12 protein-coding genes and 1 pseudogene are annotated in these 11350 nt (G+C 72.2%); 11 read left to right on the top strand and 2 right to left on the bottom strand.

Features of this window, described 5'->3' with window-relative positions; genetic code table 11:
- Positions 1 to 12: 12 nt before the first annotated feature.
- Complete coding sequence (locus A6A29_RS16805) at positions 13 to 549, top strand: hypothetical protein (RefSeq protein WP_073720947.1); 537 nt, start codon at positions 13 to 15, stop codon at positions 547 to 549.
- Positions 550 to 680: 131 nt separating this feature from the next.
- On the opposite strand, the pseudogene A6A29_RS16800 reads toward A6A29_RS16805, so the two are convergent.
- Together A6A29_RS16800 and A6A29_RS16795 are read right to left on the bottom strand one after the other, a co-directional pair.
- Positions 681 to 1226: pseudogene (locus A6A29_RS16800) on the bottom strand (LuxR C-terminal-related transcriptional regulator); the annotation flags it as partial.
- Positions 1227 to 1379: 153 nt separating this feature from the next.
- Positions 1380 to 2264 (bottom strand): SIS domain-containing protein, encoded by an 885-nt coding sequence (locus tag A6A29_RS16795; RefSeq protein WP_073720895.1) that lies wholly within the window; start codon positions 2262 to 2264, stop codon positions 1380 to 1382.
- Between the two features lie 229 nt (positions 2265 to 2493).
- On the opposite strand from A6A29_RS16795, the gene A6A29_RS16790 reads away from it, so the two are divergent.
- The 10 genes from A6A29_RS16790 (at position 2494) to A6A29_RS16745 (ending at position 11316) form a co-directional block, all read left to right on the top strand.
- Entirely contained in the window at positions 2494 to 3291 is a 798-nt protein-coding gene (locus tag A6A29_RS16790; RefSeq protein WP_073720946.1) for a DeoR/GlpR family DNA-binding transcription regulator, read from the top strand.
- A 455-nt stretch (positions 3292 to 3746) separates the two neighbouring features.
- Positions 3747 to 4790 carry an MBL fold metallo-hydrolase gene (locus tag A6A29_RS16785; protein ID WP_073720894.1) on the top strand — a complete coding sequence of 348 codons (1044 nt, stop codon included), beginning with the start codon at positions 3747 to 3749 and terminating at the stop codon, positions 4788 to 4790.
- Positions 4791 to 4905: 115 nt separating this feature from the next.
- Entirely contained in the window at positions 4906 to 6459 is a 1554-nt protein-coding gene (locus A6A29_RS16780; protein WP_241838521.1) for an ATP-binding protein, read from the top strand.
- A complete protein-coding gene (locus A6A29_RS16775) occupies positions 6456 to 6881 on the top strand; it encodes a roadblock/LC7 domain-containing protein (protein ID WP_073720893.1) in 426 nt (141 codons plus the stop codon). Before A6A29_RS16780 ends, A6A29_RS16775 begins: the two co-directional genes overlap by 4 nt.
- Complete coding sequence (locus A6A29_RS16770; RefSeq protein WP_073720892.1) at positions 6878 to 7231, top strand: DUF742 domain-containing protein; 354 nt, start codon at positions 6878 to 6880, stop codon at positions 7229 to 7231. Before A6A29_RS16775 ends, A6A29_RS16770 begins: the two co-directional genes overlap by 4 nt.
- Positions 7209 to 7907 (top strand): GTP-binding protein, encoded by a 699-nt coding sequence (locus tag A6A29_RS16765; protein WP_079182793.1) that lies wholly within the window; start codon positions 7209 to 7211, stop codon positions 7905 to 7907. The genes A6A29_RS16770 and A6A29_RS16765 overlap by 23 nt, the downstream gene beginning before the upstream one ends.
- On the top strand, positions 7904 to 9157 hold the full coding sequence (locus tag A6A29_RS16760; protein ID WP_073720891.1) for a cytochrome P450: 1254 nt from the start codon (positions 7904 to 7906) through the stop codon (positions 9155 to 9157). Before A6A29_RS16765 ends, A6A29_RS16760 begins: the two co-directional genes overlap by 4 nt.
- Before the next feature lie 75 nt (positions 9158 to 9232).
- Entirely contained in the window at positions 9233 to 9637 is a 405-nt protein-coding gene (locus tag A6A29_RS16755) for a cell division protein SepF (protein WP_073720890.1), read from the top strand.
- A gap of 54 nt (positions 9638 to 9691) precedes the next feature.
- Positions 9692 to 10960, top strand: coding sequence for a biotin transporter BioY (locus A6A29_RS16750; RefSeq protein ID WP_073720889.1), 1269 nt, complete (start codon positions 9692 to 9694; stop codon positions 10958 to 10960).
- Positions 10957 to 11316, top strand: a complete 360-nt coding sequence (locus tag A6A29_RS16745; protein ID WP_073720888.1) for a nucleotide pyrophosphohydrolase — start codon at positions 10957 to 10959, stop codon at positions 11314 to 11316. Before A6A29_RS16750 ends, A6A29_RS16745 begins: the two co-directional genes overlap by 4 nt.
- The last annotated feature ends 34 nt before the right edge of the window (positions 11317 to 11350 follow it).

Here is an 11350-nt window from a genome sequence, read left to right as displayed (position 1 = left end):
ATACTGCGCGCCGTGGAGCAGAGCATAGATTCGAACACGAAACCCGAGTTCGCCGCGGGGACCGACCCGGCGTACATCCCCGGCCTGACGGCCCCTTCCGCGGCTCGGACGGAGGAGAAGAAGCCGACGTCGGACGACGATCCCGCAGGCGCGGACGTGGACGCGCACACGGACACGGACGCGGACGGAGAAGCGGACGCGGATACGTCACCGGAGGCGGACGCCGCCGGTGAGGAACCCGAGGCCGAGGCGGAGGAGGGGGCCGAGGACGGGGCCGTCTTCGAAGTCAGCGACCGCCGCGGTTCGATCCGGGCGGATCGCGAGGGCGTCCGGTTCCGGCTGGACGACCAGGAGGCCGAGTTCCTGTGGGACGAGATCGGCGCGGTCGAGGTCAAGACCGCCCGTTTCGGCCGCCGGTTCACCGTCACCGTGCATCTGTCGGCGCGCCGTTGGTTCAACGCCGAGGTCGAGGCGGAGAGCCGGACCCGGCTCAAGGAATGGCCGGGTGAGCTCGACACCGTTCTGGACGCCTACTTCGAAGAGTCCTGAGCGACGGCTCCGGCTCCGACCGCGAGCGGCCGGGTGCGACAGCCGGGCGGGGCAGTCCCCGGCCCGGCTGCCGCACCCGGCCGCCGTGCCGGTCTGCCATGCCCATGCCCGCTTGCCGTGCCCGCTTGTCGTCACGACTCCAGATAGCGCAGGACGGCCAGCACCCGGCGGCTGTACCCCGTGGTGTGCGACAGCCCGAACTTGTCGACGACCGCGTGGAGGTTCTTCTCGACCGCGCTCAGCGAGAGGTGCGACTGCTGCGCGATCGCCGTGTTGGTACGCCCCTGGGCCAGCTCCTCCAGCACCGTCCTCTCACGGGGCGTGAGCCGGGCCGGCGGGTCGCTGTGCGTCGTACGGATCACCAACTGCCCTACGACCTCCGGGTCGAGGACGGCCCCGCCCGCCCGGATCCGCTCCAGCGCGTCCAGGAACTCCTCGACCTGCGCGACCCGGACCTTGAGCAGATAGCCGACCCGCTCGGCGCCCGCGGCCGGTAACTGGGCCGCATAGCTGCGCTCCACATGCGGGGAGAGCACCAGGACACCGACCTCCGGCCGGCGCTCGCGGACCTCCAGCGCGGCCCGCAGCCCCTCGTCCGTGTGGGTCGGCGGCATCCGGATGTCCACCACGACGATGTCCGGCGTCCGGCCCTCGACCTCGCGGATCAGGGCCGCTGCGGGAACCGCAGATCAGTGCCGGTGTGGGGTCTCCCGTCGATCCACCCTGCGGTTTCCCGCACCCCTGCCGTGGGGGCGCGGGAGACCGCAGGGCGTCACGCGTGGCCGGGAGCGATCGCGGCCGGTCGCGGGGACCGGCGTCGCCCCCCGGACTCATGCCTCGTCGAGGACCACCGAACGCGACAGGTGGCGCGGCAGGTCCGGGTCGAGACCGCGTGCCGCTGCCCGCGCGATCGCCAGCCGCTGTACGCGTACGAGGTCGGCCAGCGGGTCCAGGTCGCTCTGCACCCAGCGGGCGCCCGTGGCGAGCACCTGCTCCGCCAGGCCCTCCGGCGCGGTGCCGAACATCCAGGTCGCCGTACCGGCGGTGGCGATGCTGATGGGGCCGTGGCGGTACTCCATCGCCGGGTACGACTCGGTCCAGGACAGCGACGCCTCCTTCATCTTCAGCGCCGCCTCGTTGGCGAGCCCGACCGTCCAGCCCTGGCCCAGGAACGAGAACTGGGTGCAGTCCACCAGTCCTTCCGGCAGCGGCTCGGCGAGCGCGGTCTCCGCGTCCCGCACCGCGTCCTCGGTGTGCAGCCCGAGGTGGGCGCGGAGCAGAGTGAGGACGGTGGTGGCGAAGCGCGTCTGGACGACGGACCGCTCGTCGGCGAATGCGAGGACGACGACATCGTCCGCCGCCGACATCACCGGGGTCTCGGGATCGGCGGTGATGGCCACCGTGCGGGTCGTGCCGCGCAGCCGGGTCAGCAGCTCCAGCACCTCGGTCGTGGTTCCCGAGCGGGTGAGGGCGACGACCCGGTCGTAGGAGCGGCCGAAGGGGAACTCCGAGGCGGCGAAGGCGTCCGACTCGCCCTGGCCGGAGTTCTCGCGCAGCGAGGCGTACGCCTGCGCCATGTAGAACGAGGTTCCGCAGCCGACGACCGCGATGCGTTCGCCGGCTGCGGGCAGGGCCGCCGTGTGGTCTCCGGCCAGCTTCGCGGCACGGCGCCAGCAGTCGGGCTGGCTGGCTGTCTCGGTCTCTACATACGACACGTCTGCACTCCGCTCGGGCGTGGTGAATGAAGCATTGAATGTTTGATTCTGCACGTTACATGCGCCTATCGAGCAAGAACAAGCACGGGGTGGGGGGTGAATCGGTGGTCCGTGTCCCGCCGGAGTCCTGTGCGACGCTTGCGTCTGTCCGGCCACCGGTGACCGCGTCCCGGTGGCCGCGTTCCCGGGGAGCGTGGTGCTCGCGCCGGACGGTGAAGGAGACATGCTCTTGTCCAGGGATGCCCGCTGGGACGCTTTGCTGGAACTGGTCGGCAAGAACGGCCGGGTGGAGGTCGACGACGCCGCGGCGACGCTGGACGTGTCGGCCGCGACGATCCGCCGTGACCTCGACCAGCTCGCCGAGCAGCAACTGCTCACCCGGACCCGGGGCGGAGCGGTCGCGCACGGTGTCGCCTACGAGCTGGCGCTGCGCTACAAGGCGGGCCGCCGCGCCCCGGAGAAGCAGGCGATCGGCCGCGCCGTCTCCGAACTGGTCGCGGTCGGCGAGGTGGTCGGCCTGACCGGCGGTACGACGGTGACCGAGGTGGCCAGGGCGCTGGCCGTGCGCCCCGACATCGTCGGCGAGACGGGGGCGGCGGCCGGGCAGCCGACCCTGACCGTGGTGACCAACGCGCTCAACATCGCGGGCGAGCTGGCGATGCGGCCGCAGATCAAGATGGTCGTGACCGGGGGCGTGGCCAGACCGCAGTCGTACGAGCTGACCGGCCCGCTGGCCGTCGGTGTGATGAACGAGATCACCCTGGACACCGCCGTGCTGGGCGTCAACGCGATCGACATCGAGCGCGGGGCGTACGTCCATCACGAGGGCGAGGCCAGCGTCAACCGCCTCCTCGCGGAGCGGGCGCAGCGGGTGGTGGTGGCGGCCGACTCCTCGAAGATCGGCAAGCGGGCGTTCGCACGCGTCTGCGATCTCGGCCTGGTCGATGTGCTGGTCACCGACTCCGGTATCACGCCGGACGCGAGGGACCGGTTCATCGAGGCGGGCGTCGACGTCATCGCCGTCTGAGCCGTGCTCCGTACTCGTGCTCCGTACTCGCGCTGCGTAGCCGTGCTCCGTACCCACGGTTCGTGTGCAGGCGGCTCGTTCGAGCGGTCAGCGGTCAGCGGTCAGCGGTCAGCGGTCAGCGGTCCGTGGCCCTGGTCCGTGCGCTCGGTGGGTGAGCGGCGTTTGATGCGGCTGTTTTCAGCCATGCTCGGTGGGTAGTCGGCTGAATCCGGTTCGGTCTTCGTCGGCTGGGCAACTGTCGCGCGGGCTCGCGGAATCGGGTGACATCTCCTGACTGGTCCGGAAAGTTCCCGGCGTGGCCGAAGGGCTTCGACTCCGGAACGTCACCGTCGGCCGCCACAGATGGTGTAAAGGGGGCGGAATGTGGGTGAGGGAGAGGTGATTTCACGCCAGTCGGCCCGCTCGTTGGCCGAGTTCGAACGCGTGGCCGGATCGCTGTCGGCATAATCGCGTCCATGTCGATCACGGGTGGGGACGTCGTTGATCTGGGCCGGGGCCTGTACGCCTGGCTGCCGCCGAAACGCGGCTGGGGGCTGGCCAACTGCGGTCTCCTCGTGTCGCCGCGCGGCGCGCTGTGGATCGACACCCCTTACGACCGGTTGCTGGCCGGACAGTTCCTGGCGGAGAGCGTCAAACGGCTGCCCGACGGGGTCTCCATCGATCGGGTGATCGTCACCCATGCCAACGGGGACCACTTCTGGGGCGCGGGAGTGCTTCCGGAGGCTGAGATCATCGCCACGCGCGAGGCCAGGGAACACATCCACTACGAGCCCACCCCGCAACAGCAGCACGCGCTGGTGGCGGGCGGCGATCCGGCCACCCCGCTCGGCGCCTACCTCGCGCGCCACTTCGGCCCGTTCGACTGGTCGGCCACCGAACCGGTGCGGCCGACCACGTACTTCACCGGGGAACTGGAACTGACCCTCGGCGACTACCCGGTCCAGGTGTCCGCCCTGCCGCCCGCCCACACCACGGGCGACCTGATCGTCCATCTTCCCGTCCAGCGCACCGTGTTCAGCGGCGACGTGATCTTCTCCGCCACCCCGCGGCAGCCGGGCGACCACCCGGTGCACTGGGCGGGCCCGCTGAGCAATGTGATCGCGGCCTGTGAGCGGGTACTCGCGACCGGCGCCGAGACCATCGTCCCGGGCCACGGACCGGTGCTCGACGCGGCCGGGGTGCGGGAGCACATCGTCTACCTGGAGTACGTACGCGAGCGTGCCCACGCCTTCCACACGGCCGGCGTGCCCGCGCCGGAGGCGGCCCGCCGGGTGATCGGCGAGGGCCGGCACCCCGCACTCGGCCTGCCCGAGCGGCTGGTGGTCACCATCGGGAGCGAGTACCGGCATCTGGACGGCTCCGAACTGCCCGGTGTGCTCCAGGTGATGACCGAGGTGGCCGTGCTGGCGCGGGAGGTCGAGGAAGCGCGTACGGGCGACGGCCTCCGCCGTACCGCAGCCGGGGAGTCCGTGCTCGAACCGGTCGGCAGGGCGGAGTGAGTACCGCCCCGGGAGCCGGCCGGGCGCGTACGACCGCCGCCGTCACCGTCCTCATCACGCTCACCACCACCCGCCACCGTCCGGTGCGCGGGACCCGCCCGACACGGAAGACGCGGTGACCGGTGTGGCATGGATCGTGACGCTGATCGCCGTGGCCTGGGCCGTGACGGCGGTGATACGGGGACAGCAGTCGGCCCGTGACGCCTATGCGGCCACGGCCCGCGCCGAACTGGCGGACCGGCAGGCGAAGGCCGCCGAGGCCCGGACCCTCGCGCTCACCGACGAGATACGCCAGCTCGCCGAGAGGCGGATACCCGCCGCCGCGACCGCCCTGTCCCACCCCACCGCGTCCGTGCCCGGACTGCGTGAGGCCGCAGGCGTCGACGGTGTCGCCGCCCGACTGCTGACCGAGGCCGTACAGGCGGCCCGAGTGGCGGTCGTCGAGGAACGGCAGCGCGTCGACGCCGCCGCGAGAGCCGCGATGCGCGGCACCTCGGCCAAGATCCAGTCACTGCTCAACCAGTCCCAGCAACTGCTCCACGAAATGCAGCACGAGTACGACGACCCGCGCATCCTGCAACTCGACTTCCGCAACGAACTGGCACTGCGCCGCACCCAGGCCACCGCCGTGCTCTGCGACGCCTGGCCGGGACTCGCCCGGCAGAACTCCCCGCTCGTGGAGGTCGTGCTCGGAGCCCAGTCCCGGGTCGCCGGTTACGAGCGCATCCGGATCGCCAACCACCTGCGCGACGAACGGCTCGCCGTCGTCGCCCGCGCCGCCGAACCCCTCGCGATCGTCCTCGCGGAGCTGCTGGCCAACGCGACGGCGTACTCGCACCCGGACACCGAGGTGCCGGTCACCGTCCAGCAGACCCCGGGGCGCGGCGCCCTGGTGCTGGTCGACGACGCCGGGATCGGTATGGACGACGACGCGCTCCAGCGGGCCCGCGCGTTGCTGGCCGGGCCGTCCGAGGTGCTGCTCACCGAGTTGGGGGACCCGCCGCAGACCGGATTCGCCGTGGCGGGCAGACTCGTCGCGCGGTACGGCTTCAGCTGCCACATCGAGTCCTCGCCGTACGGGGGGATGCGCACCATGCTCCGTATCCCGGCCCATCTGCTCACCGTGATGGAGGAGGGCCGCGCCTTGTCGGCGCTCGCACCGAAGCCGGTACACGCCCACCCGCGGCCGACGCGGGCGGCGGAAGCACCGGACGCGCCGGGTGCGGTGGACGTGCCGGGCACGTCGGAGGCGCCGGGGGAGCCCGGTCCGGCGGTTCCCGAACCCCGGCCCGCCGTGGCCCCGACCGCCTCGGAGCCCCGTACCGAGCCCGCCACTGAGCCCCGCACCGAGCTGCCCACCCGCCGCCGACGCGCCCGTCGCCCGGCCGCCCCCGACACGGCGGACGCGCACCGCCTGGTGGCGGAGGAGCCCGCGCCCCGGACCCCCGAACAGGCCGGAGCGTCCTGGACGGCTCTCCAGCAGGGCACCGTCAGCGGTCGCCAGGCCGAAGCCGCCGCGCCGGACGGAACCGGTACGCGGGCATCCGCGCCCCCAGCACTCGTCACACCCGCGCCCGCAGCACCCGTATCACCCGCACCCGCACCCGCACCAGCACCCGCACCAGCACCCGCATCGCCATCGGATGACCAAGGAGACGACGAGACGTGAGCGCCCCCACCCCCACCACCGGTGACCTCGCCTGGGTGCTGACCCCGCTGCTGGAACTGCCCGGCGTCCAGCATGCGGTGGTCGCCACCGGCGACGGGCTCGTCGAAGGCGCCTCCGAGGGTCTCGACCGGGCATCCGCCGAGCGCGTGGCCGCGATGACGGCCACCGTGCACGCGGCGGCGCGTGCCTTCACCACCGCCTTCACCGAGGTGGAGAAACCCCGGCTGGCGCAGACCGTCGTGGAGTCCGAACTGGGCTTCGCCATCGTCGTCCCCGCGGGCCGGAACACCACCCTCGCCCTCTTCGCGGCACCCGACGCGCACCTCGGCAACATCGCGTACCAGATGCAGGTGCAAGTCACCGCGCTGACCCGGGCGATGAACGCCCCCACCCGCCAACCGGACGCTGCCGCCCGGCCATGACCCCCGGCCCAGGACGCCGTCTGATCCCCGCCTATCTGGTCACCGGTGGCCGTTCCGCGCCCACCGGCCCCACGCTCGACCGGCTCGCCGTGCTCGTGCGTACCGACTCGGCGCTGCCCCCGGACGCCGAATCCGAACACCGCAGGCTGTGCGAGCTGCTGGAACCGGGCGCACTCACCGTCGTCGAGTGCGCCGCCCACCTGGAACTGCCGGTCAGCGCCACGGTCTTCCTGGCCGCGGACCTCGCGGCCGCCGGACATCTGCACACCCGACCTCCGATCCCCAGCGCCGGGGAGATCGACCGGTCGCTCGTCGAGAGGCTGCTCGTTGGACTCCGCTCCCTCCACTGACCGGACCGGCATCGGCTATCTGCCGAGTGCCGCCCAGACCCTGATGAAACTCGTGGTCACGGGTCCCTTCGGCGTGGGCAAGACGACCCTGATCCGCACGTTGTCGGAGATTCCGACGCTGCACACCGAGGAGGCGATGACGCAGTCCAGCACCGCGCTCGACGACACCGCGGGCCTCCCGGACAAGACCACCACGACGGTCGCCGTCGACTTCGGCCGGCTGACCGTCCCCGACGACCTGGTGCTCTACATGTTCGGCACCCCCGGACAGGAGCGCTTCTTCCCGCTCTGGGCGGACATCGCACGCGGCGCTCTCGGCGCCCTCGTCCTGGTCGACACGCGCCGGCTCGAAGACTCCTTCGCCGTGATGGACATGGTGGAGGAGCACGGGCTGGCGTACGCCGTCGCCGTCAATCGCTTCCCCGACGCCCCCACCCACACCGACGAGGTCCTGCGCAAACACCTCGACCTCGCTCCCGAGACACCGCTGGTGCAGTGCGACGCCCGCGAACGGCGCGGCTCGATCGACGCGCTGATCGCCCTGGCCGAACACGCCCTGACCCGCCTGCCCGAGCCGTCGCCCACGCCTCGGCCGACACCCACGCCTCAGCCCTCGTCCCCGCCTCTCTCCCCGCCTCCTTCACCGTCCCTTCCCCTGCCCCGGGACCCGTCATGACCGTCTCCCCGCCGGGCGCCTCGCGCCGCTCGCCCCTCCAGCCGCTCGCGCTGTACGGCCCCGACTTCGCCGCCGACCCGCACGGCCACTACCGCAGGCTCCGCGCACAGGGCCCCCTCGCCCGGGTCGTCATCGCCCCCGGCATCGACGCGATGCTCGTCACGGACTACCAGGCCGCCGTCGACCTGGTGCGCGACACCGACACCTTCACCAAGGACCCGCGCGCCTGGCAGGAGACCGTCCCCGCGGACTCACCGGTCCTGCCCGTGCTCGGCCACCGGCCCACCGCGCTCTTCAGCGACGGAGCCGTACACACCCGCTACCGCGACGCCATCAACGACAGCGTGGCCCTGATCGAACCCCACATCCTGCGGGCCGAGGTCACCCGGGTCGCCCAGCAGCTCATCGGCGAGTTCTCGGCGACGGGCAGCGGCGACCTGGTCGCCCAGTACGCCCGGCGGCTGCCCCTGCACGTGTTCACCACCTGGTTCGGCGTCCCGCCGGGGGAGGGCGAGCGCATCGTCAACGGCGTCGGCGGCATGATGAACTCCGCCGCGGACGCCGCCGCCGCGTACGCCGATCTCGTCGGTGTCGTCACCGACCTCGTCGCGGCCCGGCGCGCCCGCCCCGGCCGCGACCTCACCTCGTACCTCCTCGCCCACCCGGCGGGTCTCGACAACGACGAGACAGTGCGTCAGATCACACTCCTCATGAGTGCGGGGCACGACCCCACGGCCAATCTGATCGGCAACGCGCTGCTCCACATGCTCACCGACGCGCGCTACTCCGGTTCGCTGCACGGCGGCGCGATGACGGCCCACGAGGCGATCGACGAGATCCTCTGGCAGGACCCCCCGCTGGCCAATCTGGGCGCCCACTATCCCCGTCGCGACACCGAGTTCCACGGTGTCGCCCTGCGCGCCGGACAGCTGCTTCTGGTCTCCTTCGCCGCCGCCAACACCCAGTCCCTGCCCACCCGTTCGGACCCCGGGGTGCGTTCCGGGGCCAGTGCGCATCTGGCCTGGTCGACCGGGCCGCACCGGTGTCCGGCGAAGCAGCCCGCCCTCCTGATCGCGATGACCGCGATCGAGCAGCTGACCAGCCAGCTCTGCGACCTGGAACTGGCCACCGAGGCCGCCGAGCTGATGTGGCGGCCCGGACCGTTCCACCGCGCGCTGGTCCACCTGCCGGTCCGTTTCACTCCGCTCGATCCCGGTCTTCGCCGTGTCGGTGGTACGCCGAACGGGTGAGGGACGAGAGGATTGCCGGATGAACAATGAGCGCGGCCGGCGCAAACCCAACCGGCGCACGGACGGGGTGGCCCTGTGAGCAGGTACGACAGGTACGACAGGTACGACGCCACCGACGAACAGTGGGAGGGGCTCGCCCAGGTCGTACCGCTGCGGGGCCGCAACGAGTGGCCTTCCAGGGTCGACCACCGCACGGCCCCGGACGAGCGCGCCGCCGAACAGCGACGGCTCGTCGTGCTGCGGGTGCAGGTCTTCGCGGACGCACGCGAAGTCGCCGAATATCTGGTCGCACAGGTTCCGGTGCTGCTCGACCTGACGGCGGCCGAATCCGATGTGGCCAAACGGATTCTGGACTTCAGCAGCGGCGTCGTCTTCGGACTCGGCAGCGGTATGCACCGCGTCGACCGGAACGTCTTCCTGCTGGCGCCGGTCGGTATGGAGGTCGAAGGGGTCACGCCCGCAGGTCTCCCTCAATCGTAGGAAGGTCACGGGGCAAAACGGTTCGGCGGGCGGAGCCGTGCGTACGGTCCGCCCATGACAGCCATCAGCTCGCTGCCCGGCCCGGACCCTTCGCTCCGGGCCCCCGCAGGCCCGGCCCGCCCGGCCCGCCCGAGAACCGGGGGCACGGCCCGTCCGGCTCGCCCGGCACCCGGGGGCACAGCCCGCACCGACAGCCCCCTGCGCCCCGTCCGCCCGGCGGTCACCGAGTTACGGCTCGCCGCCTTCGCCTCGCACCGCCGAGCGGTCCTTCCGATGGGGCCGGTGACGCTGGTCACCGGGGGAGCGGGCACCGGCAGGACGACCGCGCTGCGGGCGTACGAGGCGCTGGCGCGGCTCGGGGCCGGTGACCCGCTGGACGAGGTCTTCCCCGATCCGGTCGCCTGTGTGCCCGAGCGGGCGGGCCCCGACTCCCAGGGGCGGCGCGGGTTCCGGCTCGGCTGCACCGTGGACGGCCCGGCCGGTCCGGTCCGGCTGGAGGTGGCGGTCCAGGCCGAGCCCACGCTCCGCATCGTCGGGGAACGGCTGACCGGGGGCGGCGAGACCCTGATGGCCACCGCGCTGCGCGATCCGCGTCGCCCGGTGGTCCAGGCCGCCTGGCACACGGCGGGCCTGCTTGCGGTGACCCGCGCTCCGCTGCCGGACGACCGGCTCGCGACGGCGCTGCTGCCGCTGCGGGTCGCGGGCACCACGGAGGGGCAGTTGCAGGTGCTGGCCGCCGCCGAGCAGGTGGTGGTGGCCCTGCGGTCGGCCTTCGTCTGCGATCCGCAGCCCCAGCTGATGCGGGCGCCGGTACCGGTGGGTCCGGGGCACCTGCGGCCGGACTGCGGCAATCTCGCCGAGGTCCTGGCCCGGACGCGCGCCCTGGGCGGATACCGGCACGCCCGGCTGGTCGCCGCCGCCGACGCCGGGTGCGCCGGTCCGGTGACGGGCCTGTACGCGGAAGAGCGGGGGGACGGGACGGTGGGGGCCTGGGTGGGGCGCGACGCGGGGCACCGCACGCCCATGGGCCGGCTCGGCGACGGTGAACTCAGGTATCTGGCCCATGCCCTGGTCCTGCTGAACGGCCCTCGGGTGCTGGAGGCGGACGCCCCGGCGGAGGTGCCGTCGGCGATGCGGGCACTCACCGTGCTGGCCGACGGACTGGACCGGAATCTGGGCGGGCGGCAGTTGCGGGAGCTGCTGGCCCTGGCCTCGTCGATCTGCCGGGACGGGCACATCCGGTTGCTGGGGACCGTCACGGACATCTCGGCGGCAGGGGCCCTCGGAACGGCCGGAGTGACAGTGGTAGACCTGGGACCGTGACGGAACTCGATGTGGCAGAACTCCAGCGGCGACTGGCCGCCTTCGCGGCGGCACGGGACTGGGGCCAGTACCACACCCCGAAGAATCTGGCGGCCGCGCTGAGCGTCGAGGCATCCGAACTGCTGGAGATCTTCCAGTGGCTGACGCCCGAGCAGTCGGCGCGGGTGATGGAGGAGCCGGACTCGGCGCATCGGGTGGCGGACGAGGTCGCGGATGTTCTCGCCTATCTGCTCCAGCTCTGCGAGGTGCTGGGCATCGATGCGCTGGCGGCGCTGGCGGCCAAGATGGACCGGAATGAGAAACGCTTCCCGGTTCGGGACACCGCAGAACCCTCAAAATGTCACTCTTCGGAGTGATCGTTTTATCAACAGTCGACTTTGTGTCCACAGA

Source organism: Streptomyces sp. TSRI0281 (genome assembly GCF_001905125.1).
Classification (GTDB): Bacteria; Actinomycetota; Actinomycetes; order Streptomycetales; family Streptomycetaceae; genus Streptomyces.
Note: the sequence above shows the minus strand (reverse complement) of the source record. Positions and strands in the feature narration are given on the sequence as shown.